The following is a 25973-nucleotide window of genomic DNA, read 5'->3' on the forward strand; positions in this document are numbered from 1 at the left end:
CACAGACTTCCGGCAAAATACCGGTTGCAGGGGTGATGGGCTGATGCTAATGGCGCGCCTCACCCCGGCCGGTGGGTGCAAGAAACCATCGGCGCAGGCGTTCGAGCGGGCGTAGCTCAGGGGTAGAGCACAACCTTGCCAAGGTTGGGGTCGAGGGTTCGAATCCCTTCGCCCGCTCCATTTGCATGTGATGGATTAGTCCTTCCTCAAGCACTGCACTGCCAGAAGCCGGTGTTTTTGCCTGCTTTGCATCATCATTTTTCGCGATGCCCGTTTTGGGATGTTATTAATCTTTCAGGTGCAACAATGCTGCAATGGTCCTGCATCGCATCTTTCTCACCCTTTGCACCCTGTTCGGCTTTGTTGCCGTGGCAACTCAAGCTGCAGCAATGTTGTGAGCGCGGGTAAGCTCTGGCAGATCCGCCCTAATTATCCGATGCTGTGAGAAACACGCCTGCCTTACCCATTCGAGCAGCATGCAGACGCTCACATAAGGCTGTCGATAATTAGCCTCCAGCCTTCTGTGTTGTCGCTTAAGATGCAAGAGGATTTCTGACCTTTTGAACTGGTGATCGAGTGCAGTCTTCTGTCAGGCCCTCATTGCGGCGCTTTCAGAGGCCACTGGCCGGTATGGTGATCCGCGGGTCAGATGCAGATGCAGAACTCACTGGCGAGTTAAGCACTTGGAGTTCTGAACTGGTTTTCCTGATCCAGCTTTTCTCGATCATCTTGCCCGCTCGGGTCGTCGCCTTCTTGCAGTCCCTTTCACCCAACCTGTCCTGGGCAGCCTCCTGTCAGGCAGCCATGAGCGGCACCGGATCCTTGAAGCCTTCGTTCTTTGTCATCATGGCCCGGATCGGCCGTGCCATCTTGTTCGCTAAAGGCGATCGCGACCAGCATGCGCGGTTTGCGGCTCAACAGAGGCGCCAGCCATGAGTTTTCCGGGATTGACTTGCGCCCCATCCGGCCAAGCGCGACATAGAGCCAATGATGTAGCACCAATGATCAGCATCTGCCGGATGTCAGCCTGACGAACTTTGCTGATCCGCCCGAGCCGTTCCTTGCCGCCTGATGAAAACTGTCTCTGCACCAGTCCAACCCGGTGGCGGACGTCGCCGGGGCACGTCGCAATCCGGTTTGAGTCGTCACGACATGCGTGCCGTCCTTGCTGGCAGCGCCCGAACTCCAACAAGGGCGCAACGGCGGCAACCTGCCCAAGCAAATGGCCATCCATAATACGACCGCGTTCAAGGAGGAGGAGATCGCGAGCGCGTTCGACGCGCTCACCGGAGTTGCCGGGGTCGAGTGTGTCGAGGTCAACACTTCAGCGACTTGGCGCTGGTCTGGCTCATCAAATCGGTCCGTCAGAGCCTGCCAAGCTCGCCGTCAGGCAATCCGGTGCCGCAAGGGACAATGGTGATACGATCCGGCACATCGGCGCTCGTCTGGGTAGCCGGAAATGCGCCCGAGGCTTCGACCAAGGAAGATTATCAGGGCAGGATGAGCGTTCGGCGGGTCCAACTCATTCGTCATCCCGGCAGCGGTAACGTGTCCGACCTGCCGCACAGCGTTTATTCATGCAACCTCTTCATCTAGGCGAGCAATTGTCCGCAGGCGAAGCCGGGCAAGGATGTGGTCGTATAAGTTTCTCCGGCCAGTGCATCGCGAGCATTCTGCAAAATATGCGGTCGCTTGATAAGATGCGGTGCAGCCCATCTCTCTCGCAGGTAGATATCGGCTTGCTTACGCTTGCCGCGTGGAGACAGTGCTGGCCGCTGGCTCTCCAATTCACGGATCCCGTCCCTTGCGTAAAAGCCGAGAACGTCGTCGAGGAATTCGCGCATCTCGAGCTCACGAAAGGGGATCTGGATTGTTTCCATGATAAACGAGAAAAGGGAAAGTTTTGCCCCACGTGCGGCTAAGGCTTCAGCGGCGAACCATTGCCGCTAGTCGCGACCGCGATTGCTGAATATCTCGAAAAGACGGATCGTGATGCTGCCGATGCACGCCTTGGTCATCTGCTGTTTTACCTTAAAGGACCAAAGTCCAGAAGATGCGCTGTGTAGTGAATTAGGCGACGCGTGGCTGGGCGAGTCTGGAAATTTGGCCGTAAACCTTCCCATCGTTTTGCCCACAGGCATTCTTCGCAAGCGGTTGCCGGCAATCATCCAAGCAAGCGCTTCGATTCGACGGAAGTGATCAGCAAAGTTTTGATACGGAGGAAGTGAGTAAAACCCTTTGGTCCGCGCGGATGTAAAAAACAGGTAATTGCTATGTTTCGGTATGCGCTCGTCCTAAATTCGGCAGAAGTCACCACCGAACAGCAGACAGCAAATTGGAAACGGGAGCGCGGTAACCTTCTGAGATATTCCGCTTGAGAATAACGATCTGGGCAAAGCCGGATGCACTCATGGAGTTCTCTACCGACCCGACGTTGGATCAGTGCAATCAAGTGGCCAATTACACCGATCGCAATCCGGCAGGTCGTGCCCGGACGAGCAAATATAGACCGCTCATCCGTGCACTCAGACAAATGGTAGCGCTTCTGAACGCCAATGAGGTGAGGTACGTGAACGCAGCGTCCATCAGAACTGCTTTTCGTCAGATGGCCAAGACGCTCGGCTTTCCGGCCTCAGGTAATGGTCAAAGCGAGGAGAAACCAATCCGCCGCAGCGTCGCTAGCACCCTGTTGCCAATGCTCGAGAAGGAGAAGGATTGGGATCCGCATGGCCGATTGATGTTGGAGCGCATCCGGCCTGACTGATCGGAAATATATGCGACAGCCCATCACGAGGATTATCTCGTCCATACGCTTGGACTTAGCGAGGAGTTGATGGGTCGCAAGGAAGCGGCCCCACCAGGCGCGTTCTCATCATATTAACCGGAGTTCCGCCGAAACCTGATCAGCGATCAGTCCAAAAACGGCAGAAAAGCTGGTGCACCCGACAGGATTCGAACCTGTGGCCTCTGCCTTCGGAGGGCAGCGCTCTATCCAGCTGAGCTACGGGTGCAGTCGCAGGTGCGCTTAGCAGCGCCGGCCACAGCTTGCGACCCCTTTTTTCGAGGTTACACTTTTCAGTGTAAATGAGATCGCGCCTCTTGCGTGGTTCGCTATCTGTTCTTTATGAGGTGGTGATGCCGGAAACAGACCACAGCGCCGGATTGCTCCCGCGACGGGTACAGGATGCCTCCAGCGTAGCGCGCGGGATCTGCCGATTGTTTGCGCGCAACGGCATCTGGTGCCTGTCCGAAGTACCGCTGCGTAACAGGCGGCGTGCCGACATCATGGGTCTCGACGACAAGGGCCGCCTGGTCATTGTGGAGATCAAGGTTGCTCGTTCCGATCTGCTCGGTGACGGAAAATGGACCGACTATCTCGACTATTGCGATCGTTTCTACTGGGGCCTGTGTGCGTCGCTGGACCGCTCCTGCATGGAAGAGGTGACGTTCAAACCGCAACTGTGCGGCCTCATCGTGGCCGATGGTTACGATGCCGAGATCCTGCGCCCTGCCCCTGCACTCAAGCTGGCAGCCGCACGGCGCAACAAGGAAGTGGCCCGGTTAGCGCAGCTTGCCATGCGCCGCCGGCAGCTGGAACAGGACCCGGAATGCGCGCAATGGGCAATCAGCGCCTGCGAATGACGGCAGGATAATAGCTGCTTTCGCTCCCGCCGGTTTCTCTTTATGCAACCTGCATGATCGTCGATCCGCAGACAGGTTGGGCATGGGGGGCAATCGCATCATCGGCAGTGATGGTCGTGATTGTCGCTGTGCGTTACCTTTTGGCAAGCGGCGGCTTTGCACTTGCCACCCGCTTTGCGCGCCCCCGCCATTATGCCGGGCTGAAGCTGCAGATCCGGCGCGAACTTGGCTGGTCGCTGGTTTCCGCTGCCATTTACGGCATTCCCGCAGGGGTCGTAGCCTGGGGGTGGCAGGAGCGTGGCTGGACGCGGATCTATACGGATCTGTCCGCATGGCCGCTGATCTGGCTGCCGGCATCCCTGCTGATCTACCTGTTCGTGCATGACAGCTGGTTTTACTGGACGCATCGCTGGATGCACCGGCCGCGCGTCTTTCGCGTCGCGCATGCCGTGCACCATGCGAGCCGCCCGCCAACTGCCTGGGCTGCCATGGCCTTTCATCCGGTCGAAGCCATTACCGGCGCTCTTGTCGTGCCTGCACTGGTGTTCCTGGTGCCGGTGCATGTCGGCGTTCTGGCTGTTGTTCTCACGATCATGACGATCATGGGCGTGACCAATCACATGGGATGGGAGCTGTTTCCGCACCGTCTTGTTCATTCAAGGTTGGGCGGATGGCTGATAACCGCTAGCCACCACCAGCTTCATCACGAGCGATACACATGCAACTACGGACTCTACTTCCGCTTCTGGGATCGGCTGTGCGGGACCGATCGGGGGCTGGCCAAGGAAGGCTGGGACAGGCCTTGAGCCGTGTTCGATGGATGCTGTTGCCGGGTGCCGCGCTGTTGCTTGCCGCTGGTGCGCCGCATCATGACGCCGACGTTGTGGTGAATGTCACGCACATGCGATCGCATGATGGCAAGGTCGTGGCCTGCCTTTCCAGCGAGGCGAAGATATTTCCCAAATGCAAGGGTGAGCACGGGCGCTCCTTGGTGTTGCCTGCTGATCAGGCCGACCAGATCCGTTTCAGCGACGTGCCGCCGGGCCGTTATGCCTTAGCATTGCTGCATGACGAAAACGGCAATGGCAAGATCGACAAGGCCATGATGATCCCGCGCGAAGGCTTTGGCTTCTCCCGCGACGCCAAGGTGTCGTTCGGGCCACCTTCATTCAGCGACGCCGCCTTCGACGTAGGCGCAAACGGTGCACAGCAATCGATCCGGATGCGCTACATGATGTGAACGGGTGACGTACCATACGCCGCCGCTGCAGATTTTTGCGACCTGCTCCGCTTCGCGCTGCAGTTTGCCGTGGCCACTGCCTCACCCCGCTGAAAAGGAAGCGGAATGAACAATCCTGCCCTGCTGTTGCGCTCTGCTCTGTACCTGCCAGGCTCGAACGCGCGCGCCATCGAAAAGGCGCGACGATTGCCGGCCGACGTCATCATCTACGACCTGGAGGATGCAGTTGCGCCACAAGACAAGGCGTTGGCCCGCAGCCAGGTAATGGCGGAGCTGGCCAGCAGATCGATCCGGCAATATCGCGTCGTCCGGATAAACGGGATGGAAACTGCTTGGCATGCAGATGATCTTGACGCCTTGCTGACAGCAGGCCCGCGGACAAGCCCGGAGTGCGGACCCGATGCGCTGCTGATCCCCAAGGTAAACAGCGCGGACGATTTGCGGATTCTTCAAAAAAGATTGAATGCCGCTGCCGGTACAGGCCAGAGCTTGAACAGACGCCCGGTTCTCTGGGCGATGATCGAGACGCCAAACGCGCTTCTAAACCTCACCTCCATCGCCGCTTGTGCTGGCGAGACGAGACTGGAGGCGCTGGTGCTTGGCCTCAACGATCTGGCGAAGGAAACTGGCATTGCGCAACTTGCCGGACGAGCGGTTTGGCAGCCTGTTCTGACACAAAGCGTCATTGCTGCTCGCGCAAACGGATTGTTCGTTCTGGACGGGGTGTGCAATGCGCTCGAGGATGAAGAGCGGTTGCTGGCGGAATGCAGACAGGCTCGCGACAGCGGTTTTGATGGAAAGACGCTGATCCACCCCCGCCAGATCGACCCTGCCAACGAAATCTTTGCCCCTGATGCAGAAGCTCTTGCGAACGCTCGTGCCATCATCGCCGCCTTCGACGATGACGCCAACAAAGATGCTGGCGCGCTGCGGGTGAACGGACAGATGGCGGAACGGCTGCACCTGGAACAGGCGCTTGCCTTGTTGGCAAAAGCGAACGCCATTGCGCAGCAGGAGGCGTTCGCCACGCGTGGCGATTAACGGATTGTTTACTGCGACTGTCATAGGAAGGAAGCACGAATACGCAGCTTGAAAGGCACCCGGTTTCCCTCCGATGCGCGACGAAAGCACCCAGCGGGATCTTCCACCCCCCTCCTTCGGACAGGCCGAGCGACGAATGCAATTGCGCGCCCGCGACTGGTGGGTGCAGGCGACTGGCAACCGGCCGCTCCCCAGCCTGGAACGCCTTCATGAACTTATCGACGATCCGCGCAATGCCGGACTCGATCTGTTCAGCGTCTTGCTGACGATCCCCGCACCGGGAGCCGACCCGCAATTGTCGTTTATCGGTGAATGCCTGTCCTATGAATCGGGCGTTTGCGATCGTTCCAGCGCCCGTGCTGTACACGACCTTCCGCTCTCTTCTCCATTTTCCTTCATAATAAGCCGGCTGCCGGACGTTTTGACCCGCCGCAGCTTCGCCTTGTTCGAGGATGATGGAATGAACCGACATTCCCTGCAGATGCACTATCGCGGTGTGCTGCTGCCGTTTTCCCGGCGTGGTGATGTCATCGATCATGTGCTTGCCATCGTGACCTGGCGGGAAATGGCTGATGACCCGACGCTGCTTGCCTTGAAGCAGGATTTCACCCGGTCCCAATCCGGTCAGTGGGCAGGTGCTTGTTCAGCCGCGCCGATTGCGCCCCGCCCGCTAGAAGGTTCAGAACGAGATTCGCCTTGGGGCAGCATCATTGCACAGGCGGTTTGACCTGCCGGCAGTGCGCCGGTTTCAAAAAGCGATTTCCAGCGGCTTCATATCCTTGCAATTCTACGTCCGCAGTTAAATGTCCATGACCTCACCTCAAGCGCCTTGCCCAGAGTGACTCAAACGGTTCCGGCCTGTCCTCGTAGGTGCTGTGGTTGCAACATGTGCTAACATGCCCTGATTGCGATGTGCTTTGACGGGCATTGACATGATTGCTTGTGACAGGCCTCGGATAAGCTTAATCGCTGGTTCAGTGCCCAAAGCTGAAACAGGATCTCATGCGCGCACCATCTGCTTTGCCCCTCCACTTGCTGGCACGCATATTCGCTGTGCTTGTCCTGGGGATGCTGTGCCTGCGGCCGGTGATGGCGCAATCCATCCTGCGCGATGCCGAGACAGAAGCATTGCTCAACGACATGGCAGCACCGCTGGTGCGCGCAGCCGGGCTGGAGCCGGGCAATGTCCGGATCGTGCTGGTCGGCGACCAGACCGTCAACGCATTTGTCGCAGGCGGGCAGGCGATCTACATTCATTCCGGTCTGATCAATGAGGCGGACACTGCGCTTGAGGTACAGGGCGTCATTGCGCACGAGCTTGGTCACATCACCGGTGGGCACATCATCAATTTTTCCGAAGGAGCACGGGCGGCAAGCAATATTTCGATCCTGTCGCTGATCCTGGGTGCAGCAGCAGCAGCAGCTGGCGGCGGCGAGGCGGCAATGGGAGTCATGGCAGCAGGACAGCAGGCAGCCATGGGGCAGTTCCTGGCCTTTACGCGTGGACAGGAGGCTGCGGCTGATCTTGCCGGAGCGAAATATCTTTCCGGAGCAGAACTTTCAGGACGCGGCAGTCTTGCTTTCTTCCGCAAGCTGCAATCGCTGGAACGGCGGGCGGGTTACTACCCGAGCGATCAAGACAGTTTCTTTCGCACCCATCCGCTGTCGCGCGAGCGGATTGACACACTCAGCATGGTTTACGAGCAAGATGCTGCGTGGGACAATTCTGCCGATGACGAGTTAGAACGCCGGTTTCAACGCGTGAAAGCCAAGCTGTATGGCTATATCGCGCCGCCTGACAGGGTGCTTGTCTCCTACCCGGAAACGCTTCGCACGGTTCCTGCACATTACGCTCGCGCCTACTCGCGCTTTCGCGAAGCGTTGATGCCGCAGGCGTTGGCCGAAGCCGACGCCTTGCTTGCTGCCGATCCGCGCGATCCCTATTTTCTGGAGCTTAAAGGCCAGATCCTCCTCGAAGGCGGCCGCGCCGAAGAAGCCCTGCCCCCTTTGCGTGAGGCGGTGCGCATCACGGGCAATCAGCCGCTGATCGCGACCTTGTTCGGGCATGCACTGCTCGCGACAGAAGATAACGGCCACCATGCAGAGGCGGAACGCGTGCTGCGCGCTGCGGTGGCGATGGACCGGCTCAACCCGCAGGCCTGGTATCAGCTTGGCCGCATTTATGCCGCGCGGGGCGACACTGCGCGGGCGCGTCTTGCCAGCGCAGAAACCATGATGATGACAGGAGATGCGACAGCTGCCCTGCAAAACGCGCAAGCCGCCGAAGCGGCGCTGCCTGCAGGAACTGCTGATTGGTTGCGGGCGCAGGACATTGGCTTACAGGCGCGCGGCGTGATCGAACGCGATCGCAAACGCAATTAACGCCAGCAGATTGAAACCAGCCGATGAACCCTGTCAAATCTCGCAACCATCGCTTCCTTTCGCGCCCCGGCGTGCTGGCGCTTGGCTTTGTCATCGCTGCGGCGATGGGCGCAATGGTTGCTTGGCTGGTGCTTGATCGACAGGCCGTGGATGACGGGCTGGTTGCAGATAACGACGCTGCCATAGCCGCTGGAAACTTCAGCGAAACCGAACAGGCCGCCATTGCAGCGCTGGTGCGCCGGACGCTTCTGCAAAACCCCGAGATCCTGCCGCAAGTCGCGGAACAATTGCGCATACGCGATACAGGCGAGCAGCTGGCGGCCATTGGTCCTGAACTTCAGACACCATTTACAGGCGCAGTGCTGGGCAATCCCAAAGGCGGCACCACACTTGTCAGCTTTACCGATTATGCCTGCGGGTTTTGCCGCAAGTCGGCCGCTGATGTCGTTGCGCTGATTGCCGCCGATCCCGATCTGAAGGTCGTGATCCGCGAACTGCCGATCCTGTCACAGGACAGCGTCGAAGCGGCGCGCATGGCACTGGCAGCAGCAGCGCAGGGGCGCTATGCGGCGTTTCACAATGCGCTGTTTGCGCTTGGCCAGCCAACTGCGGCCAATGTGACCGCCGCTGCGCGCACTGCCGGCCTGGACCTCGAGCGCGCGCGCGCCATGGCAGATGATCCTGCCATTGCAGCGGAGATCGAACGCAATCGCCGCGCCGCTGCACAATTGCAGATCCAGGGAACGCCTGCATGGATTGCAAATGGCAAGCTGCTGCAAGGCGCAGTAGGCAAAGCTGCATTGGCGCAGGCGCTGGATCAGCGCGGATGACGCCAACGCTCGCTTCTTGCCGCACTGGGCAGCAGGACGATGCCTTGCATTGCTTGCCTGTCGCGCTTCCGTCAACCGGCTGCCGTCCATGACCGCTCAATGGCGGCGCACACATCTGCGCTATGGCAAGCCCCTCAGTGTGCTGCCGTTTGCGCCGGCACCGTTTTTCAAGGACAAGAACAGCGCCTTCTGGCGTCTGCAAGCGCTTGGCTGGGGTGGCGCAATGCTGGTGCGCAGCGTGACCAGCCTTGCCAATGATCGGCCGCTGTCATTCTTGATTCTGCCACTGATGGCAACGATCACCGGTTTTTCGATCAGCCTGATCCTTGCTGTCATCTATCGGTCGCTGATCGGTCGGCGCGCGGTGGTCACCTGGGGCGTGACAGCCTTGGTGCTGGCGATTGCCGTCAGCCTGTATGCGTTTTTCGACAGCTGGGTCATCTCGCTTTACCGTCCAGCCGGGCAGACCGGTTTTGCGCAATTGTTCCTTGGCGTTTTCTATCTGGACCTGACGCTGCTTGGCGCATGGTCAGCGCTTTATTATGCCATCAATTTCTACCTGCAGGTCGAGGAACAGAACGATCAGCTGCTGCGGCTTGAAAGTCAGGCGACCAGTGCACAACTGGCCATGCTGCGTTACCAGCTTAATCCGCATTTCCTGTTCAACACACTCAACTCTATTTCCACGCTTGTGCTGCTCAAACAGACAGAGCCTGCCAATGCGATGCTGTCGCGGCTTTCGACCTTCCTGCGCTATACCTTGGTGAACCAGCCAACCGGTCAGGTGACAGTCGAGCAGGAAATTGAAACCCTCAAACTTTATCTTGGTATCGAACGCATGCGTTTTGAGGAACGGCTGCGCACCCGCTTTGTCATTGCCGAGGATGCCAAGCCAGCGCTGTTGCCATCGCTGCTGTTGCAGCCATTGGTTGAAAATGCCGTGAAATACGCCGTTTCAACTCAGGAAACTGGTGCCGAGATCACAATCACGGCCGAACGTTCAGGCGATATGCTGCGGATCTGCGTGGCCGATACCGGGCCCGGCCTCCCGATTGATGTGCGTGCCGAAGACATCGTCGGAGTGGCCCATGGTGCCGGCGCGCAGTCGACCGGCGTCGGGCTGGCCAACATTCGCGAACGCCTGTTGCAAGCCTATGGCGAACAGCAGCGCTTTGACATCCATTCCCGTCCGCAGGAGGGGTTCAGCGTCACCATCGAAGTTCCGTTCGAAACTGCTGCTGCCGCAGAAGCGCTTGCACTTGCGCGGCATCAGCCATCCCGGCAGACGGCGGCACCCGCTGGCTCCACCCCTGCTGGCCTTACCCCCAACGCAAACGCCCCTGCCTCTGACCGAGCAGCTTACAGGAACAATCATGACCATTAGAACAATTATCGTCGATGATGAAAAACTGGCGGTCCAGGGTCTCAAGCTGCGGCTCGACAAGATTGCGGATATCGAGATCATCGAAACCTGCGCCAACGGACGCGAGGCCATCCGGGCGATCAAGGTCCTCAAACCTGATCTCGTCTTCCTCGACATCCAGATGCCAGGTTTCGACGGCTTTTCGGTCGTGAAAGGCGTTATGGAACTCGACCCGCCGCTGTTTATCTTCGTAACCGCTTTTTCTGAACATGCCCTGCGTGCGTTCGAGGCCAATGCCATTGATTACCTGATGAAACCTGTTGACGAAGACCGGCTTGCCGATGCCGTCGAACGCACCCGCGTGCGTCTTCTGGAACGGCGTGGCCTCGAAGAAGTGGAAAAACTCAAGACCGTGCTTGCCGAAGTTGCGCCCGATGCTGTCGAACAGATGCCGGAAACAGAAGAAGCCGGCACCGGTAATCGGTTCGAGAAGATGCTCAACATCAAGGATCGGGGACAGATATTTCGCGTCGATGTTGACAGCATCGAACATGTGGAGGCTGCCGGCGATTACATGTGCATCTACACCGGGGACAATTCGCTAATCCTTCGTGAAACAATGAAAGACCTGGAACGTAGGCTTGATCCGCGGGCGTTCCAGCGTGTGCATCGTTCCACCATCGTCAACCTGAACCAAGTGCGGCAGGTCAAGCCGCACACCAATGGGGAGTGCTTTCTCGTTCTGCACTCCGGCGCGGAGGTGAAGGTGTCGCGCAGCTACCGCGATGTCGTCGCAAGGTTTGTACACTGATGGCCGAGGCCACGTTCCATCTGCCCGGCTTTGATCTTGAGCGGTTCGTGCAAGAAGTACTCGCCGAGGATCTGGGTGTCGGCCTGCCTGGCGGTGGGCGGGATGTCACTTCCGAAAGCGTGATTCCCGCCGATGCGCGGTTTGCCGGCGTGATGGACTGCCGTGAGGCGACGACACTTGCCGGGTTGATCGTGGCAGCGGCGTTTTTCCGTGCGCTCGATCCCGCTTGCGAAATCCGGCTCCTGTCAAGCGACGGGGAGAGAGTGGCAGCCGGAACACCGGTGATGCGGCTTGCCGGCAATGCGCGCGCTTTGCTTACCGCCGAACGCAGCGCGCTGAACACCGTGCAGCACTTGTCGGGTATAGCAACGATGACCGCCCATTACGTGGCTGCGATGGGAGGAAACGCGGTGCTCCTGGACACGCGCAAGACCATACCGGGTCTGCGGTTCCTCGAAAAATATGCAACCCGCATGGGCGGTGCGCAAAACCATCGCATGGGGCTGTGGGATGCAGCGATGATCAAGGACAACCATGTGGCAGTTGCAGGCGGCGTCGCCGAGGCAGTGGCACGCGCGCGGCAGGCAGGCGTGGAGCGCATCATCTGTGAAGTGGACCGCATCGATCAGATCGAACCTGCGCTGCAGGCAGGAGCGACTCACCTGTTGCTCGACAATATGACGCCCGCGCTCTTGAAAAAGGCAGTCGGGGTCATTGCCGGTCGTGTTCCAGCCGAGGCATCGGGTGGTGTGACGCTGGAAACAATCGGGCAGATCGCCGCGGCGGGAGTTGATTTTGTTTCAGTGGGTCGTCTGACGCAAAGTGCACCGGCCGCAGACATCGGCCTTGATTTTCAGCCCATCTAGCGCCGCTCGCTGAAAAACATGCGCAGTATCGCCGCAGCCTCGGTTGCGCCGATACCCGGATAGATCTCTGGACGGTGGAGGCATTCGGCGCGTCCGAACAGGCGCGGCCCGTTTTCGACCGCACCGCCCTTGGGATCATCGGCTGCATAATAAAGCCTTGCGATCCGCGCATGGCTGATCGCGCCTGCGCACATCGAGCACGGCTCCAGCGTGACGTAAAGGTCGCAATCACCAAGCCGGGATTGCCCCAGCGTCTCTGCAGCCTGCCGGATTGCCAGCATTTCGGCATGTGCGGTCGGGTCGCAGGCGGCACGAGGGCTGTTGTGCGCAGCAGCGATGATCGAATTGCCGCGCGTCACTACGGCGCCCACGGGAACCTCCCCCGCAGCGGCAGCAAGTCGTGCCTGCGCCAGTGCGGCCGTCATGGGCGGGGGCATCGGCCAGCGGATCATGCAGGGTTCATGCCGCAAATCCGCAGCACGGGCAATTGGCAGAGCCGAACAAGGAGGCCTTCGCTTCCCGCCGGTTGCGTTCGGACCGGGCGTGCAGCGGCTTGACGCAATGCGCGCAGGTGGCTAAGCGCGGCTCTTTCCCGATGGGATCCCACCTTTTCATTGCGAGTTGAAATCATGTCGCGCATTTGCGAACTGACAGGCAAGGGTCGCCAGGTTGGCCACAATGTGAGCCACGCCAATAACAAGACCAAGCGTGTGTTCCTGCCGAACCTGCAGAATGTCACGCTGATGAGCGAAGGGCTGGACCGCAGCTTCAAGTTCCGCGTGTCAACCCATGGGCTGCGATCCGTGGAACACAATGGCGGCCTTGACAATTGGCTGCTCAAGACCGCTGACACCAAGCTCAGCACCCGTGCGCTCAAGGTCAAGCGGGAACTGGCAAAAGCAACGGCGGCAGCGATCACCGCCTGATCGAATGATCTGGTGCCCGGCCGGTCACGGCGCGCCGGGTTCAAGATGCAGTTGCAGCAGGAATGTCTGCTGGATGAACTGCGCCAGATTATCGTCCGAAACCAGCCAGACGATCGTTCCGCCATCGGCGGCTTGCTGCACCGCGATGCCCTCGTAATTATCGGTGAGCGGGCCGCTGTTCAGGCGCGCGAGAAGTTTTGTCTGCACGATGCTGTTCGCTGCGATCGCACCAGGATCGGCTATTGCGATGATCGTGGCAAACCCTTTCAGCAGACCAAAGCTGCGGCCAAGCACCAGGATGCGGCCGTCCGCAAGCTGCGCGGCATCAACTGGCCGATAGCTTTCAGGCATGTGAAGTGTAAATCGCGTGATCTCCGGGCGTTCCATTGGATCGCCCGTGAACAGCAGGGCAGCAAATTCATCCTTGCGACACGGCAGGCGCTCCTCTGAAACGACCACGAACCGGCCATCCTGAAGCCGTAGCAGTGTCTCAGGCCCGCGATTTTTCGCCCAGCCGGCCATCGCCATCGGCTGGACGAAAGGGGCGGTGATGCTGCCTGCTTCAAAGCGGGCGATTCCATTCAGATTTTCGATCCCGATCCAGTAGGTGCCGGTCCTGGCATCAACGGTAACCGCCTCCAGATCGCGGATGGCAAACATCCTTCCATCCCCGATGCGCGTCTCCATGATGCGCGTCGCGCCTGTCTTGCCGGGTGCGGGCATGATGATGCGATAGCCACGGTCCGACACCGCGAGCATTTGACCATCGGGCAGCATGGCAAGACCTGACAGGCTGTTGAACGCGGCATCGTCGCTGACCAATCGCCATGCACCGGTCAACGTAAACGGTCCAAGAGCAGCGGAGAAGGCGGCATGCTGCTCAACATGCAAGGGGATGGCAGCAATCTGCTCGGTCTGTGCGGAGCGTGGCGGATCCTGATGTTGGTCAAGCGTTACAAAAGCGGCAATGAGCAGGGATGATGCAGCAAAAACCCGCCACGTGCGGGACCGCTTGTGCAATGCTGCTACATTCACCTGCTCATCGCGCCAGAGAACAGGATCGGATCGAGCCGGGCATCGTTCCACTTCACGCTCCAGTGAAGATGCGGACCTGTTGCCCGCCCGCTTGCACCCACCAGGCCAAGTTGCTGCCCTTGGCGCACAATGTCACCCTCCTGCACATCGAGACGCTGCGCATGCAGGAAAGCGCTGTTCAGTCCCATGCCATGGTCCACGATCAGCAGCTTGCCTTCCAGCGAAAAACCATCTGCGGCGGCAAGGACCACGGTGCCATCGGCCGGCGCGACGAAGGGAACGCCGGCGCCTGGCGCCACGTCGATGCCCGAATGATAACTGCCCGGTTCTCCTCGATAGATGCGCTGTGATCCAAAGCGCCCGGAAATGCGGCCCTCGACCGGCCAGATAAAATCCTGCTGCCAGCCCGTACTGGACGTGACACGGGCACGAGCTGCAGCAATCCTTGCAAGTTCAGGACGGCGGATCTTCATGAACGCCTCGCTTGGGCCGCCGCTGCGTCGGGCGACGTTCACATGTTCAAGCCGCCATTCGCGCGGTGTGATGGACAGCGGCTGCACCACCTCGCTTCCGTCAGCAAGTGTTGCCGTCAGCTCGGGGCTCAGTCCCGCATCGCGATCGAACCCGACAATGAAGCTGCCGGCTTCACCGATTGGAACTGACGATCCGTCCATCTGCAACGCGATCGTGCCGACAGGAACGGTCCCCCGAACCCAGCCGCCCTGCGTCAACGCACCTGCATAGCTGAATACGGCGGGCCGCAGTGTTCGTGGAGGTGTCATCATCGAACCACCCGGCTGAGGCGCGGCGGTTCGAGGGCTTGCCGATGCGGGGGGGGTTGCGTTCGGCACCGCGGTGCATGCCGACAGGACGGCCGCGGCGGCCAGTGCGCTGCTCCTTGCGAACATGATCAACTCTTGTGCAACGCCTTGGTTGCGATCTGCGCACTGGCGTAAGGCTCCTGGCGGTCGACGCTCCAGTAACGCAGCATCTCGAGAGGAATCATCGCGCCGCTTACTGCACACAGGACGTGATCGCCTGCCGTCAGCTGGCGAAATCCGTTGGGTCCATACCGCAGGCGTGCCGCCTTGCTGTCATCTGTCTTGAACATGTGCGTGCGTCTAACGGTAAGCCGGCGTCAAAACAACGTCTTCTGCTCTGGCGCGGGCTTGCGCGGGCTGCGCGGCCGGTCTGGCGCGGTGGACCGCGTGGATTGCGTCACCTCAAGCGTGCCATCTGCAAAACGCAGCGTGAGCAGCGCTTCCTTTGCCGCGGCGGCGCGGCGTTGGACGGCCTTCCCGCCCGCTTCGACGAGCACATAACCCCGGTCCAGTGGCGCATAGGGGCCAAGCTGTCTCAGCAGGCTGCCGATGGTCGCCACGCGCTCTGCCGCAGCGACATGACGCTGTTGCAGCATGGCCGGATTGGCCCGGAGCCGGCCCGTTCCTGCAAATGCGCGGCTTTCCTGACGTATTCTCTGGGAGAGGATCGTCGGCCGAAGCCTGCCGCGCATCTCGGCAAGCGCCACTCCGGCGCGGCCTGCCTGGGCAGCCAATGCGCGCCGCAGCCTGTCGCCAAGGTCGTCAAGCCGCTGCCCATGCGGCGCGACAAGCCGTTCAGGGCTCGCCAAGCGCTCTGCCCAACCGGCAAGCCGCTCCCGGGCCAAGGCAACCGGCCGCGCTATTCCCCGTCGCTTGCGCAGGGCCAGCGTGTCCAGCGCCAGGCGCATTTCCTGCCGCACCGGCACTGCCATTTCCGCCGCTGCAGTAGGAGTCGGGGCCCGAAGGTCAGCGGCGTAATCGGCAAGCGTGGTGTCGGTTTCATGCCCCACGGCGCTAATCACCGGGATGCTGCTTGCGGCAATGGCGCGAACCGCGACTTCTTCATTGAAAGCCCACAGATCTTCGATCGACCCCCCGCCACGGGCGACGATCACCACCTCGGGGCGCGGCACGGAGCCGCCTGGCGCAAGGTCTGAAAACCCGTTTATCGCAGCAGCGATCTGCTCGGCGGCGCCTCTGCCCTGCACCATGACCGGCCAGACAAGGACGTGGCAGGCAAAGCGGTCTTCAAGACGGTGCAGGATGTCGCGAATGACCGACCCGGTGGGAGAAGTGACGACGCCGATCACCTGCGGAAGGAATGGCAGCGGCCGCTTGCGCGTCGCCTGGAACAGCCCCTCGCCTTCGAGTTTCTCCTTCAGCCGTTCAAGCAGGGCAAGCAGCGCGCCTTCGCCTGCGATCTCCATGCTGTCCACAACGATCTGGTATTTCGATCTGCCTGCATAAGTGGTGAGTTTGCCGGTCGCCACCACCTCGATGCCATCTGCGGGCTGGAAACCGAGCCTTGCGGCGCCCGCACGCCACATGACCGCGTCGATCACGGCCTTGTCATCTTTCAAGCAGCAGTAAAGATGGCCCGATGCGGCCCGCTTTACGCCCGACAATTCGCCGCGCAGGCGCACATGACCGAACCGGTCCTCCACCGTGCGCTTCAGCATGGCCGAGATTTCACTCACGCTGACAGGCGCGGCGTTGTCGCCGGGCGTATCGCGCGCTAACAGCCGCGCATCCTGTTCGCCTGCTGCGGGCAGGTCATCTGAAAAGGTTGACGGTCTGGCCATGAATATCCTTCTGATCGGCGGCGGCGGGCGTGAGCATGCGCTGGCCTGGAAATTGGCGCAATCGAGGCTGATCACGCAAGGGGGGAAATTGTTCGCCGCACCCGGCAACCCGGGCATTGGACAGCATGCCACGCTGACGGACATCGACACAAGCGATCATGGAGCTGTTACTGCCTTCTGCTCCGATAACGCAATCGGGCTGGTAGTGATCGGCCCGGAAGCGCCACTCGTGGGTGGTCTGGCCAATTCATTGCGTGCTGCGGCCATCGCGGTGTTCGGTCCCGGCCGCGCCGCCGCACAGCTGGAAGGCTCAAAAGGTTTCACCAAGGATCTATGCGCCAGGGCCGGCATTCCCACTGCCGATTACGAGCGGGCCGACAATCGGGAAACCGCCATGGCCGCGCTTCCGCGCTTTTCGCTTCCCGTGGTGATCAAGGCGGACGGGCTTGCCGCTGGCAAAGGCGTGATCATCGCGCAGACCCGCAAGGAAGCCGAAGCAGCGATCGAGGACATTTTTGCCGGTCGCTTCGGCAGTGCCGGTGCAAGTGTCGTCATCGAAGAATTCCTCCATGGCGAGGAGGCGAGTTTCTTTGCCATAACCGACGGCAGCATCATCATCCCCTTTGGTTCTGCCCAGGATCACAAACGCGTGGGAGAAGGCGACATCGGGCCCAACACCGGCGGCATGGGCGCATACAGCCCTGCCCCGATCCTGACGCCCATGCTCGAGGGCGAGGTGCTGGAGCGGATCATCGCCCCGACCGTGCGGGCAATGGCCGCCAATGGCACCCCTTATCGCGGCGTGCTTTATGCCGGTCTTATCCTCACGGATTCCGGACCCAAGCTGATCGAATATAATTGCCGCTTTGGCGACCCGGAATGCGAGGTGCTGATGATGCGGCTGGAGGATGATCTTGGCGAACTGCTGCTGGCAGCGGCGGAGTACCGGCTCGGCAACATCATGCCGCCGCGCTTTTCTGCGCAGACAGCGCTGACCGTGGTGCTGGCAGCGCCGAACTACCCCGATACGCCGGTCACCGGCGATGCGATTGGCGGCATCGCCCGTGCCGAAGACAGTGGAGCAAAAGTGTTCCAGGCGGGCACCGCAGTTGATGCAGATGGCACGCTGCGATCAGCCGGCGGGCGCGTTCTTGCCGTGACCGCCACCGGAGCGACTGTGACGCAGGCGCAGGCGAATGCCTATGCGGCAGTCGACATCGTGGATTTTCCGGCCGGGTTCTGCCGCCGGGACATCGGCTGGCGCGAAGTAAGGCGCGAACGAAACGCCTAGCCGAACCTGCGCGCCATCAGCGCCTCGAGGTCCGCCTCGGGGCGGGCGCCATAATGCGAGATGATTTCTGCTGCGGCAATTGCGCCCATCGTGAGGCAATCGCGTGGCGGTCTGCCTGCAATCTGCCCGGCAAGAAATCCTGCGGCAAAGCTGTCTCCGGCTCCTGTGGTATCGACGACTTTCTCAACAGGCTCGGCAGGAACTTCGAACCGTTCGCCGCCTGTAACCGCGACTGCCCCTCGTGCACCGCGGGTCACCACGAGGCATGGCAGCATGGGAGCAAGCTGCGCAATGGCCGCGTCGAGATCGGCCGCGCCGGTCAAGGTCAAGGCCTCGCCTTCGTTGGCGAACAGGATTGAAATTGCGCCATCCTCGATCATCGCCTTGAAATCCTGCCCGAATCGCTGCAGCAGGAAGACGTCCGACAGAGTAAAGGCAACCTTGCGACCCGCTTCACGCGCAGTGACAATCGCCTCCTGCATGGCTGTACGGGCAGCTTCGGGATCCCACAGATATCCCTCCAGATAAACGATTGCTGCATCCTTGATCAGCTGCTTGTCGACAGAGCCTGCGTCCAGATCCTGTGAGGCGCCAAGGAACGTGTTCATCGTGCGCTGTCCATCGGGCGTCACATGCACCAGGCAGCGGGCAGTCGGCACCGCGCCGATCAGCGGATCGACAGCATAATGAATGCCCGCAGCCCGGATGTCGTGGGCGAATACATCGCCAAGCTGATCGTCAGCCACTTTGCCGATGAAGGCGCAGCGGGCGCCAAGCCCGGCGAGACCGGCAAGGGTGTTGGCCGCCGATCCGCCGGAGATCTCCCGGCCCGGACCCATCGCTGAATAAAGCGCTTCAGCCTCAGCCGCATCGATGAGCGCCATGGCGCCCTTGTCGAGACCGTGCGCTGCGACAAAGGCGTCATCGCACGGCGAAATGACGTCAACGATTGCATTGCCAATGGCAAGAACGTCAAAGCGGGTTTGCGGCATTTGTTCAGTCCGGTCGTTGTGAGGCATCGCGCTGCGGTTAGGCAAGCAATACACCATCTGCAAGCGCCGATGCTGCCGGCCGCAAGGCAGCCTTGGCAGTTAGCTGCAACGGCAAGCGCCGGTTACCTTGTGGAAAACTGGTTGATGGCCATTGGCCAGCGGCGCTGTTCGTGATGCATGGTGCGTCGATGTGCGAAACACGCCATTTGTCGTGCCGGGATATTGCCGCAATGTTCAGAAATGCTGCTCTTGGCGTGCTGCTGCTGCCGGTAATCGCTGCCTGTGCCGGGCCGATCGCGACAGCCACAACCACGCCTGGTGCTCCCTCGCCTGCGCCAGACGTTGCAGTTCTGCCGCCGGTTCAGCCGGTCACGCGCTTTCGTCCGGCACGGATCATGAACGCGGCAGGGCTGACGGGAATTATTGGCGCCGACGCAGGGGCGCTGGTGCGGCAATTTGGCACACCGCGTCTCGATGTATGGGAAGATGACGCACGCAAGCTGCAGTTTGCAGGCAGAGCATGCACGCTCGATGTCTTTCTCTATCCGCCAAGCCCCAATGCAACCGAACGCGCGACCTATGTCGAAGCCCGCCGCAGCGACGGCAAGGATGTCGATCGCGCCGCCTGTGCAAAGGCGCTGCGCCGCTGATCAGACGGTGAAGCTTTCCCCACAGCCGCAGGCACCCTTTGCATTGGGATTTTCAAAGGTGAAGCCGGCCTGGAAATCATCCTCGCGCCAATCCATGACACTGCCGATGAGATAAAGGACGCTCGCGCCGTCGATGTAGAAGATGCCTCCAGGCGTGGCGATCTTTTCGTCGAACGCAACCTCGTCTGACACATAGTCGACCGAATAGGCAAGCCCGGAACAACCGCGCCGCGGCGTGGACAGCTTCACGCCGATCGCATCGTCTGGCGCACGCGCCATCAGATCGGCGACGCGCTGTTCCGCAGCAGCGGTCAGCGTCACGGCAGAGGGGCGGGTTCTTGTGTCGACCATCACAGCATTCCCAGTTCAAGCTTGGCCTCGTCGCTCATCTTGCCCGGATCCCACGGCGGGTCCCAAACCAGATTGACTTCGGCATCGCCCACGCCTGGAACGGCACCTACGCGCAGTTCGACTTCGCCGGGCATGGATTCGGCGACCGGGCAGTGCGGTGTCGTGAGCGTCATCTGCACCGTCGCATGGCCATTTTCCGACACTTCTACGCCGTAAATCAACCCGAGGTCGTAGATATTCACCGGAATCTCGGGATCGTAAATGTCTTTCAACGCCGCAATGATCGCCTCGTAAAGATCACCACCCGGCTCCCCTGTCGCGGCAGGTGCAGCTTCTTTCTGCAAAAAGCCTTCCAGATAATCCTTCTTCCGCGTCAGCCGGTCGGTCGCACTCTCTTCGACCAGATCGCTGACGCGTGCGCGCGGCGGATGATCGACACCGCTGACCTGTTCATTAGGCGGTGGGGCAATGATCCTGTCCCTGGACTGGTCCGAGCTGTTCATCAGCCAAAAATCCTCAACGTGCGTTCGATGCCGCGTATGAGCGCAGTCACATCATCCTCGTCGCTATACAGGCCAAAGCTGGCGCGGGCAGTCGCCGGCACACCCAGATATTGCATCAGCGGCTGGGCACAATGGTGGCCGGCGCGGATAGCGACGTTTTCTTCATCCAATATGGTGCCAAGATCGTGGGGGTGAACCCCCTCAAGCTCGAAACTCACGATCCCGGCGCTGTTTTCCGGGCCGAACAGCCGGACAGCATTGACGCTGCGCAAAGCGTCGCGGGCCTGCTGCACCAGTGCTGCCTCATGCCGGCAGATACAACCGACGCCAACCGCTTCCACATAATCGATTGCCGCAGTCAATGCGATTGCCTCGGTGATTGCCGGCGTCCCTGCCTCGAACCGCTGCGGTGCATCGGCCCAGGTCGTCCTGGCAAAGCTGACCCTGTCGATCATGGCCCCGCCACCCTGCCACGGCGGCATTGCCGACAGGATGTCGTGACGCGCCCACAAGGCGCCGATCCCCGTCGGCCCATAAAGCTTGTGCCCTGAAAAAACGTAGAAATCGCAATCGAGCGCCGAGACGTCGATGGCCATGCGCGGCGCGGACTGGCACCCGTCCAGCAGCAGCCTGGCACCAACACCATGGGCAATATCAGCCGCCCGGCGCGCATCGAGCGTCGAGCCAAGCACATTCGAAATGTGGGAGAACGCCACCAGCCGATGCTCGCTGGTCACCATTTGCTCCGCTGCGTCCAGATCGATGCAGCCCTCCTCAGTCAGCGGGCAGACATCGATTTCTATGCCGATGCGCTCACGCAGCATCTGCCACGGCACGATGTTGGAGTGATGTTCAAGCATGGAGAGCAGGATGCGGTCCCCTGCCTTGAGATTGGCCACACCCCAGCTTTGCGCGACCAGATTGATCGCCTCTGTCGCGCCGCGGGTGAAGACGATCTCCTCTTCCCGCCCGCCAAGGAAAGCCGCCACACGCCGCCGGGCCGCTTCGTAGCCCAAGGTCATCTGCGCCGACCGGCCATAGACACCTCGATGGACCGTGGCATAATCCTTGCCCAGCGCATTGGCCATAGCGTCGATCACCGCTTGTGGCTTCTGCGATGTCGCCGCGGTGTCCAGATAATGCCAGACAGCGCCGTCTTCGGTGACAAGGCCCGGAAAGTCCGCCTTGCGCGACAGCGTTTGCGTGTCGCTCATTTTCGTTCCTCCAACACCGCCAGAGCTTGCTCCAGCATGGCTTCCTGCGCGGCTTCATCGTCGAGCGCAACGAACGCATCGGCAATGAACGCACGAATTTGCAATTTGCGGGCAAGTTCAGGCGGCAGACCGCGTGCCGCCATGTAGAACGCCGCTGTCTGGTCCAGCGCGCCAATCGCCGCACCATGCGCGCATTTTACATCGTCGGCAAAGATCTCAAGCTCGGGCTTGGCATTGGCCGTTGCGCCTTTTTCGAGCAGGATTGCCTTGAAATCCTGCGCCGCGTTGGTTTTCTGCGCATCCCGAACGACATCGATACGGCCGAGAAAATTGCCCGTCGCCTTGCCCCAGTGCACGGCGCGGACAATCTGGTTGCTGCTGGCTCCCGGCTCATCGTGCGCGATACGGGTAACAAATTCGCGCGTCGCATCGCCGCCGCCGATAGTCACCCCGCCAAATTCGAAATGACCGCCGGTGGCGACTCGCACCACGATTTCCATGCGCGAATAGCGTCCCCCGGTGTTCACAGCGAACAACGAACAGCGCGCGTTGGGCCCAATCTTCACGCGCACCCGGACCAGATCAGCGTCGCCCTGGTGGTCAAGCGTGAAGCATTGCGTAACCGCCTCGCCTGCTGCCACATCGATATCGCGCCAGTTTTCAAAGGCAGCAACATCCATGTCCTGCAATGCGGCAAGGTTGCCGTAGCGCCACTCCTCATCGCGCAAGGTCGGAAGATGGGCATGGGTCATCAGGCTGCCACCACCTCATAGCCTTCGTTTTCAAGCCGGTGCGCCAGTTCCGGTCCGCCGGTCTTCATGATCCGCCCCTGCGCCAGCACATGGACATAGTCCGGCTTCACATAGTCGAGCAGGCGCTGATAATGCGTGATCAGCAGCACACCCTTGGCAGGGTCGCGCATGATCGCGTTGATGCCATCGCCCACCACGCGCAGAGCATCGATGTCGAGCCCGGAGTCGGTTTCATCCAGAACGGCGAACAGTGGATCGAGGATGCCCATCTGGACCATTTCGGCGCGCTTTTTCTCGCCGCCGGAAAAGCCGACATTTACCGCCCGCTTCATCATGTCCATGTCCATCTTGAGCAAGCCTGCCTTTTCGCGCGCCAGCTTCAGGAACTCACCTCCCGACAGCGGCTCCTCACCCCGACCGCGCCGCTGCGCGTTCAGCGATTCGCGCAGGAACTGCAGATTGGACACACCCGGGATCTCCACCGGGTACTGGAAGCCCAGGAACAGGCCGGCAGCGGCGCGCTCATGCGGAGCGAGCGCCAGCAGGTCGCAAGTCCCGTCGCGTCCGGCAAACTGGACCGAGCCGCCAGTCACTTCATAACCGGGCCGGCCGCCCAACACGTAAGACAGCGTTGATTTGCCCGCGCCGTTTGGTCCCATGATCGCATGGATCTCGCCAGCGTTCACCGTCAGCGACAGACCCTTGAGGATTTCGGTTCCACCGATTTCGGCGTGCAGATTATCGATTTTCAGCATGTCATCTCTTGTCATATTGGCGTTGAGGCCGATGAGAACCTGATCGAGGCGAAGCAGGCTGGCGTTCCCGCTGTTTTTCGCGCCAGCACAGTTTCATCGCGGCAAGCACCTCTTGCAGCACTGCATCAATGTCATTCTCCACCGCGCTTTCGGTGAAGCGCAGGAGCTTGATACCGACTTCGGCAAGACTGTGATCGCGGCGGCGGGTGATCGCCTGATCGGCGTCATCCTCCCGATCAATGGCGATTGCCAGCCCCAACGGTTGACAGGCAAAGTCGACAATCGCCGAGCCTATCACGACCTGTCGCCTGAACCTGAACCGCCCGAGATCCGCCTTTGCAAACCGGTCGGCCAGCATCGTTTGCGCCGGTGTCGGATTGCGCCGCATCTCACGCGCATGATCGTGCAAGGTGTCAAGACGGGAGCTGGCAATGGTCCAGCCCCGACCTTGTCGCTGTAACTGCGGTGCCTGACGCTCTGCCGTATCGCGAAGAGACAGGGTTTTCTTCACCCCACGCTCCCCTCTAGCGAAATGCCAAGCAGTTTCTGCGCCTCGACGGCGAATTCCATCGGCAATTGCTGCAACACCTGACGCGCAAAGCCATTGACGATCAGCGCGACGGCCTGCTCCTCGTCCAGCCCGCGCTGCAATGCGTAGAACAGCTGGTCGTCGGAAATCTTGCTCGTGGTCGCCTCGTGCTCGATCTGCGCGGTGGGGTTCTTCACCTCGATATAAGGCACGGTGTGCGCCCCGCATCGATCGCCGAGCAGCAGCGAGTCGCATTGCGTGAAATTGCGGACGTTTTCCGCATTGGCACCAACCCGGACCAGCCCGCGATAGGTGTTGTTCGACTTGCCGGCCGAGATACCTTTGGAAATGATGGTCGAACGCGTGTTCTTGCCGTTGTGGATCATCTTGGTGCCGGTGTCGGCCTGCTGGTGATTGTTGGTGACGGCGACCGAGTAGAATTCGCCGACGCTGTTCTCGCCGTTCAGCACGCAGGATGGATATTTCCACGTCACCGCGCTGCCGGTTTCCACCTGCGTCCACGACACCTTGCTGTTGCGGCCCTGACACAGCGCGCGCTTGGTCACGAAATTGTAGATGCCGCCCTTGCCGTCGGCATCGCCCGGATACCAGTTCTGCACCGTCGAATATTTGATCTCCGCATTGTCGAGCGCGACCAGTTCCACCACCGCTGCATGCAGCTGGTTTTCATCGCGCATCGGCGCGGTGCAGCCTTCCAGATAGCTGACGTAGGAACCTTCGTCGGCCACGATCAGCGTACGTTCGAACTGCCCGGTGTTCTCGGCATTGATGCGGAAATAGGTCGACAGCTCCATCGGGCACCGCACGCCCTTGGGCACATAGACGAAGGTGCCGTCAGAAAAGACCGCACAATTGAGCGTCGCAAAGAAATTGTCGCGCATCGGCACGACCTTGCCCAGATATTGCCGGACCAGATCGGGAAATTCGCGCACCGCTTCCGAAATCGAGCGGAAGATGACGCCTGCCTCCTCCAGCTCCTTGCGGAAGGTGGTGGCGACCGACACGGAATCGAATACCGCATCGACGGCGACCTTGCGCGCGCCTTCGACATTGGCGAGCACCTTCTGCTCCTCGATCGGGATGCCCAGCTTTTCATAGACGCGCAGGATTTCCGGGTCGACCTCATCCAAGGAGCCGAGCTTTTCCTTCGGCTTGGGTTCGGCGTAGTAATATGCGTCCTGATAATCGATCGGCGCAATGTTCAGCTTGGCCCAGTCAGGCGCGGTCATCGTCAGCCAGTGGCGAAAAGCTTTCAGCCGCCATTCCAGCATCCATTCCGGCTCGTTCTTCTTGGCCGAAATGAAGCGAACAGTGTCTTCCGTCAGCCCCTTGGGTGCGAAATCCTGCTCGATGTCGGAATGGAAACCCCATTCATAGGTTTCCAGGCTTTTTGCCGCATCACGCGCCGCCTGATCCTGCAGGACGGCGCCCCGCTCTGCCGAACCGCTGCCTATCGCGCTGTTTTCGATGGTGTTCACCGTGTCGGTCATGCCGCCACTTCCTCCTGCGCCAGTTGCGCCAATGTGATCTGTTCCAATGCGCCACGAACCGCCTGGTTCGCCTGTGGCCAGTGCGGCCGGACACCGCAATTTTCCTGCCGGTTGCAATCACCATGCTCAGTGGCACACCCGGTCATTGCGATCGGCCCTTCAATCGCCTCGATGATATCGGCCAGCGTGATCGCGGTTGCCGGTCGAGCCAGGCAGAACCCCCCGCCTGCTCCACGTGCAGAGAGCAGCAAACCAGCCTGGGCAAGCATGCTGACCAGTTTCTGCACAGTCGGTGCAGGCAGCCCCGCCTCGGCCGCAATACCAGCCGCGTTCATCCGTTCTCCTGCCGGGCGAAGCGCAATCGAGCGCATCGCCACGATAGCGTAATCGGCCATGCTGGAAATGCGCATCGTGAGTTTCAGACCTCTTGCCATGCTCAGACCGGTTAATCGGACTGATCCAGTCTGATTACGCATCTGGTGCATCCGTCCGGGATAATCAAGCCAAACCCTCTGTTGCGAGCATTTAGCATCTGGGCCGCCGGAACAGCAGACCTCCTCTCCTGAAGTACCAGTCCCGACTATCGGCTCGATGTGCTGGATGTACTTGTTGGCCGACGTGCTGGCTCGACGTGCTGGCTCGACGTGCTGGCTCGACGTGCTGGCT

Annotated in this window: 29 protein-coding genes, 2 tRNA genes and 1 pseudogene; 15 read left to right on the top strand and 17 right to left on the bottom strand. The window is 60.5% G+C overall.

Annotated elements, in window-relative coordinates; translation table 11 throughout:
- Positions 1 to 105 precede the first annotated feature (105 nt).
- Positions 106 to 180 (top strand) — tRNA-Gly (locus RM533_RS04355).
- 614 nt (positions 181 to 794) lie between these two features.
- On the opposite strand, the pseudogene RM533_RS04360 reads toward RM533_RS04355, so the two are convergent.
- Together RM533_RS04360 and RM533_RS04365 are read right to left on the bottom strand one after the other, a co-directional pair.
- A pseudogene (locus RM533_RS04360) lies at positions 795 to 1099 on the bottom strand (transposase); the annotation flags it as partial.
- A 493-nt stretch (positions 1100 to 1592) separates the two neighbouring features.
- Positions 1593 to 1880 (bottom strand): hypothetical protein, encoded by a 288-nt coding sequence (locus RM533_RS04365; protein WP_311339975.1) that lies wholly within the window; start codon positions 1878 to 1880, stop codon positions 1593 to 1595.
- Between the two features lie 530 nt (positions 1881 to 2410).
- Between RM533_RS04365 and RM533_RS04370 the strand changes: the two genes are divergently transcribed.
- Positions 2411 to 2764: a hypothetical protein gene (locus RM533_RS04370; protein WP_311339976.1), complete on the top strand. Its 354-nt coding sequence runs from the start codon at positions 2411 to 2413 to the stop codon at positions 2762 to 2764.
- 170 nt (positions 2765 to 2934) lie between these two features.
- Here the strand turns inward: RM533_RS04370 and RM533_RS04375 are convergent.
- Positions 2935 to 3011, bottom strand: a tRNA-Arg gene (locus tag RM533_RS04375).
- 124 nt (positions 3012 to 3135) lie between these two features.
- Between RM533_RS04375 and RM533_RS04380 the strand changes: the two genes are divergently transcribed.
- The 10 genes from RM533_RS04380 (at position 3136) to nadC (ending at position 12175) form a co-directional block, all read left to right on the top strand.
- Positions 3136 to 3642: an MmcB family DNA repair protein gene (locus RM533_RS04380; protein WP_311340171.1), complete on the top strand. Its 507-nt coding sequence runs from the start codon at positions 3136 to 3138 to the stop codon at positions 3640 to 3642.
- A gap of 53 nt (positions 3643 to 3695) precedes the next feature.
- Entirely contained in the window at positions 3696 to 4448 is a 753-nt protein-coding gene (locus tag RM533_RS04385) for a sterol desaturase family protein (protein WP_311339977.1), read from the top strand.
- A complete protein-coding gene (locus RM533_RS04390; protein ID WP_311339978.1) occupies positions 4445 to 4882 on the top strand; it encodes a DUF2141 domain-containing protein in 438 nt (145 codons plus the stop codon). The genes RM533_RS04385 and RM533_RS04390 overlap by 4 nt, the downstream gene beginning before the upstream one ends.
- Before the next feature lie 105 nt (positions 4883 to 4987).
- Positions 4988 to 5923 (top strand): HpcH/HpaI aldolase/citrate lyase family protein, encoded by a 936-nt coding sequence (locus RM533_RS04395; protein WP_311339979.1) that lies wholly within the window; start codon positions 4988 to 4990, stop codon positions 5921 to 5923.
- A gap of 73 nt (positions 5924 to 5996) precedes the next feature.
- Entirely contained in the window at positions 5997 to 6650 is a 654-nt protein-coding gene (locus RM533_RS04400) for a hypothetical protein (protein WP_311339980.1), read from the top strand.
- A gap of 341 nt (positions 6651 to 6991) precedes the next feature.
- Positions 6992 to 8305, top strand: a complete 1314-nt coding sequence (locus RM533_RS04405) for a M48 family metalloprotease (protein ID WP_311339981.1) — start codon at positions 6992 to 6994, stop codon at positions 8303 to 8305.
- 23 nt (positions 8306 to 8328) lie between these two features.
- Positions 8329 to 9135 (top strand): DsbA family protein, encoded by an 807-nt coding sequence (locus tag RM533_RS04410; protein ID WP_311339982.1) that lies wholly within the window; start codon positions 8329 to 8331, stop codon positions 9133 to 9135.
- Positions 9136 to 9223: 88 nt separating this feature from the next.
- On the top strand, positions 9224 to 10519 hold the full coding sequence (locus tag RM533_RS04415) for a sensor histidine kinase (RefSeq protein WP_311339983.1): 1296 nt from the start codon (positions 9224 to 9226) through the stop codon (positions 10517 to 10519).
- On the top strand, positions 10509 to 11309 hold the full coding sequence (locus RM533_RS04420) for a LytR/AlgR family response regulator transcription factor (RefSeq protein ID WP_311339984.1): 801 nt from the start codon (positions 10509 to 10511) through the stop codon (positions 11307 to 11309). Before RM533_RS04415 ends, RM533_RS04420 begins: the two co-directional genes overlap by 11 nt.
- Positions 11309 to 12175, top strand: a complete 867-nt coding sequence (gene nadC, locus RM533_RS04425) for a carboxylating nicotinate-nucleotide diphosphorylase (RefSeq protein WP_311339985.1) — start codon at positions 11309 to 11311, stop codon at positions 12173 to 12175. The genes RM533_RS04420 and nadC overlap by 1 nt, the downstream gene beginning before the upstream one ends.
- Here the strand turns inward: nadC and RM533_RS04430 are convergent.
- The gene (locus RM533_RS04430) at positions 12172 to 12627 is read right to left on the bottom strand and encodes a nucleoside deaminase (protein WP_311339986.1); all 456 of its coding nucleotides are present in this window, start codon (positions 12625 to 12627) and stop codon (positions 12172 to 12174) included. The two genes, nadC and RM533_RS04430, sit on opposite strands and share 4 nt — an antisense overlap.
- A 177-nt stretch (positions 12628 to 12804) precedes the next feature.
- Here RM533_RS04430 and rpmB point away from each other — a divergent pair, with 177 nt between their 5' ends.
- Positions 12805 to 13101: a 50S ribosomal protein L28 gene (gene rpmB, locus RM533_RS04435; RefSeq protein ID WP_311339987.1), complete on the top strand. Its 297-nt coding sequence runs from the start codon at positions 12805 to 12807 to the stop codon at positions 13099 to 13101.
- A gap of 24 nt (positions 13102 to 13125) precedes the next feature.
- On the opposite strand, the gene RM533_RS04440 is transcribed toward rpmB, so the two are convergent.
- The 4 genes from RM533_RS04440 to xseA form a co-directional block, all read right to left on the bottom strand.
- Positions 13126 to 14187, bottom strand: coding sequence for an esterase-like activity of phytase family protein (locus RM533_RS04440; RefSeq protein ID WP_311339988.1), 1062 nt, complete (start codon positions 14185 to 14187; stop codon positions 13126 to 13128).
- The gene (locus RM533_RS04445; RefSeq protein ID WP_311339989.1) at positions 14133 to 14921 is read right to left on the bottom strand and encodes a M23 family metallopeptidase; all 789 of its coding nucleotides are present in this window, start codon (positions 14919 to 14921) and stop codon (positions 14133 to 14135) included. Before RM533_RS04445 ends, RM533_RS04440 begins: the two co-directional genes overlap by 55 nt.
- Positions 14922 to 15046: 125 nt before the next feature.
- The gene (locus RM533_RS04450; protein ID WP_311339990.1) at positions 15047 to 15247 is read right to left on the bottom strand and encodes a DUF2093 domain-containing protein; all 201 of its coding nucleotides are present in this window, start codon (positions 15245 to 15247) and stop codon (positions 15047 to 15049) included.
- 27 nt (positions 15248 to 15274) lie between these two features.
- Positions 15275 to 16759, bottom strand: a complete 1485-nt coding sequence (xseA, locus tag RM533_RS04455) for an exodeoxyribonuclease VII large subunit (protein WP_311339991.1) — start codon at positions 16757 to 16759, stop codon at positions 15275 to 15277.
- On the opposite strand from xseA, the gene purD reads away from it, so the two are divergent.
- Positions 16758 to 18050: a phosphoribosylamine--glycine ligase gene (purD, locus tag RM533_RS04460; RefSeq protein WP_311339992.1), complete on the top strand. Its 1293-nt coding sequence runs from the start codon at positions 16758 to 16760 to the stop codon at positions 18048 to 18050. The two genes, xseA and purD, sit on opposite strands and share 2 nt — an antisense overlap.
- On the opposite strand, the gene RM533_RS04465 is transcribed toward purD, so the two are convergent.
- Entirely contained in the window at positions 18047 to 19042 is a 996-nt protein-coding gene (locus RM533_RS04465) for an adenosine kinase (protein ID WP_432265031.1), read from the bottom strand. The two genes, purD and RM533_RS04465, sit on opposite strands and share 4 nt — an antisense overlap.
- Positions 19043 to 19272: 230 nt before the next feature.
- Between RM533_RS04465 and RM533_RS04470 the strand changes: the two genes are divergently transcribed.
- Positions 19273 to 19692 carry a hypothetical protein gene (locus tag RM533_RS04470; RefSeq protein WP_311339994.1) on the top strand — a complete coding sequence of 140 codons (420 nt, stop codon included), beginning with the start codon at positions 19273 to 19275 and terminating at the stop codon, positions 19690 to 19692.
- Here RM533_RS04470 and RM533_RS04475 read toward each other — a convergent pair whose 3' ends face one another.
- From RM533_RS04475 to RM533_RS04510, 8 genes are read right to left on the bottom strand one after another with little or no spacing between them, the layout of a single operon-like run.
- Positions 19693 to 20043 carry a HesB/IscA family protein gene (locus RM533_RS04475; protein ID WP_311339995.1) on the bottom strand — a complete coding sequence of 117 codons (351 nt, stop codon included), beginning with the start codon at positions 20041 to 20043 and terminating at the stop codon, positions 19693 to 19695.
- Positions 20043 to 20546 (bottom strand): SUF system Fe-S cluster assembly protein, encoded by a 504-nt coding sequence (locus RM533_RS04480; protein WP_311339996.1) that lies wholly within the window; start codon positions 20544 to 20546, stop codon positions 20043 to 20045. Before RM533_RS04480 ends, RM533_RS04475 begins: the two co-directional genes overlap by 1 nt.
- Positions 20546 to 21760 (bottom strand): cysteine desulfurase, encoded by a 1215-nt coding sequence (locus RM533_RS04485; protein ID WP_311339997.1) that lies wholly within the window; start codon positions 21758 to 21760, stop codon positions 20546 to 20548. The genes RM533_RS04480 and RM533_RS04485 overlap by 1 nt, the downstream gene beginning before the upstream one ends.
- The gene (locus RM533_RS04490) at positions 21757 to 22512 is read right to left on the bottom strand and encodes a SufD family Fe-S cluster assembly protein (protein WP_311339998.1); all 756 of its coding nucleotides are present in this window, start codon (positions 22510 to 22512) and stop codon (positions 21757 to 21759) included. The genes RM533_RS04485 and RM533_RS04490 overlap by 4 nt, the downstream gene beginning before the upstream one ends.
- Complete coding sequence (gene sufC, locus RM533_RS04495; protein WP_311339999.1) at positions 22512 to 23267, bottom strand: Fe-S cluster assembly ATPase SufC; 756 nt, start codon at positions 23265 to 23267, stop codon at positions 22512 to 22514. The genes RM533_RS04490 and sufC overlap by 1 nt, the downstream gene beginning before the upstream one ends.
- A 1-nt stretch (position 23268) precedes the next feature.
- A complete protein-coding gene (locus RM533_RS04500; protein ID WP_311340000.1) occupies positions 23269 to 23778 on the bottom strand; it encodes an endonuclease domain-containing protein in 510 nt (169 codons plus the stop codon).
- Positions 23775 to 25307 carry a Fe-S cluster assembly protein SufB gene (gene sufB, locus RM533_RS04505; RefSeq protein WP_311340001.1) on the bottom strand — a complete coding sequence of 511 codons (1533 nt, stop codon included), beginning with the start codon at positions 25305 to 25307 and terminating at the stop codon, positions 23775 to 23777. The genes RM533_RS04500 and sufB overlap by 4 nt, the downstream gene beginning before the upstream one ends.
- Positions 25304 to 25741: an SUF system Fe-S cluster assembly regulator gene (locus RM533_RS04510; RefSeq protein ID WP_311340172.1), complete on the bottom strand. Its 438-nt coding sequence runs from the start codon at positions 25739 to 25741 to the stop codon at positions 25304 to 25306. The genes sufB and RM533_RS04510 overlap by 4 nt, the downstream gene beginning before the upstream one ends.
- Between the last annotated feature and the right edge of the window lie 232 nt (positions 25742 to 25973).

The sequence above is a fragment of the Croceicoccus esteveae genome (assembly GCF_031846435.1).
Taxonomy (GTDB): Bacteria; Pseudomonadota; Alphaproteobacteria; order Sphingomonadales; family Sphingomonadaceae; genus Croceicoccus; species Croceicoccus esteveae.

Excerpts from the sequence above, each read along its gene's own strand:
- RM533_RS04365 (WP_311339975.1), bottom strand. The coding sequence starts at position 1,880 with ATGGAAACAATCCAGATCCCCTTTCGTGAGCTCGAGATGCGCGAATTC.
- RM533_RS04370 (WP_311339976.1), top strand. The coding sequence starts at position 2,411 with ATGGAGTTCTCTACCGACCCGACGTTGGATCAGTGCAATCAAGTGGCC.
- RM533_RS04380 (WP_311340171.1), top strand. The coding sequence starts at position 3,136 with ATGCCGGAAACAGACCACAGCGCCGGATTGCTCCCGCGACGGGTACAG.
- RM533_RS04385 (WP_311339977.1), top strand. The coding sequence starts at position 3,696 with ATGATCGTCGATCCGCAGACAGGTTGGGCATGGGGGGCAATCGCATCA.
- RM533_RS04395 (WP_311339979.1), top strand. The coding sequence starts at position 4,988 with ATGAACAATCCTGCCCTGCTGTTGCGCTCTGCTCTGTACCTGCCAGGC.
- RM533_RS04400 (WP_311339980.1), top strand. The coding sequence starts at position 5,997 with ATGCGCGACGAAAGCACCCAGCGGGATCTTCCACCCCCCTCCTTCGGA.
- RM533_RS04405 (WP_311339981.1), top strand. The coding sequence starts at position 6,992 with ATGCTGTGCCTGCGGCCGGTGATGGCGCAATCCATCCTGCGCGATGCC.
- RM533_RS04410 (WP_311339982.1), top strand. The coding sequence starts at position 8,329 with ATGAACCCTGTCAAATCTCGCAACCATCGCTTCCTTTCGCGCCCCGGC.
- RM533_RS04415 (WP_311339983.1), top strand. The coding sequence starts at position 9,224 with ATGACCGCTCAATGGCGGCGCACACATCTGCGCTATGGCAAGCCCCTC.
- RM533_RS04420 (WP_311339984.1), top strand. The coding sequence starts at position 10,509 with ATGACCATTAGAACAATTATCGTCGATGATGAAAAACTGGCGGTCCAG.
- nadC (WP_311339985.1), top strand. The coding sequence starts at position 11,309 with ATGGCCGAGGCCACGTTCCATCTGCCCGGCTTTGATCTTGAGCGGTTC.
- RM533_RS04430 (WP_311339986.1), bottom strand. The coding sequence starts at position 12,627 with ATGATCCGCTGGCCGATGCCCCCGCCCATGACGGCCGCACTGGCGCAG.
- rpmB (WP_311339987.1), top strand. The coding sequence starts at position 12,805 with ATGTCGCGCATTTGCGAACTGACAGGCAAGGGTCGCCAGGTTGGCCAC.
- RM533_RS04445 (WP_311339989.1), bottom strand. The coding sequence starts at position 14,921 with ATGATGACACCTCCACGAACACTGCGGCCCGCCGTATTCAGCTATGCA.
- RM533_RS04450 (WP_311339990.1), bottom strand. The coding sequence starts at position 15,247 with ATGTTCAAGACAGATGACAGCAAGGCGGCACGCCTGCGGTATGGACCC.
- purD (WP_311339992.1), top strand. The coding sequence starts at position 16,758 with ATGAATATCCTTCTGATCGGCGGCGGCGGGCGTGAGCATGCGCTGGCC.
- xseA (WP_311339991.1), bottom strand. The coding sequence starts at position 16,759 with ATGGCCAGACCGTCAACCTTTTCAGATGACCTGCCCGCAGCAGGCGAA.
- RM533_RS04465 (WP_432265031.1), bottom strand. The coding sequence starts at position 19,042 with ATGCCGCAAACCCGCTTTGACGTTCTTGCCATTGGCAATGCAATCGTT.
- RM533_RS04470 (WP_311339994.1), top strand. The coding sequence starts at position 19,273 with ATGTTCAGAAATGCTGCTCTTGGCGTGCTGCTGCTGCCGGTAATCGCT.
- RM533_RS04475 (WP_311339995.1), bottom strand. The coding sequence starts at position 20,043 with ATGGTCGACACAAGAACCCGCCCCTCTGCCGTGACGCTGACCGCTGCT.
- RM533_RS04480 (WP_311339996.1), bottom strand. The coding sequence starts at position 20,546 with ATGAACAGCTCGGACCAGTCCAGGGACAGGATCATTGCCCCACCGCCT.
- RM533_RS04485 (WP_311339997.1), bottom strand. The coding sequence starts at position 21,760 with ATGAGCGACACGCAAACGCTGTCGCGCAAGGCGGACTTTCCGGGCCTT.
- RM533_RS04490 (WP_311339998.1), bottom strand. The coding sequence starts at position 22,512 with ATGACCCATGCCCATCTTCCGACCTTGCGCGATGAGGAGTGGCGCTAC.
- sufC (WP_311339999.1), bottom strand. The coding sequence starts at position 23,267 with ATGCTGAAAATCGATAATCTGCACGCCGAAATCGGTGGAACCGAAATC.
- sufB (WP_311340001.1), bottom strand. The coding sequence starts at position 25,307 with ATGACCGACACGGTGAACACCATCGAAAACAGCGCGATAGGCAGCGGT.
- RM533_RS04510 (WP_311340172.1), bottom strand. The coding sequence starts at position 25,741 with ATGGCAAGAGGTCTGAAACTCACGATGCGCATTTCCAGCATGGCCGAT.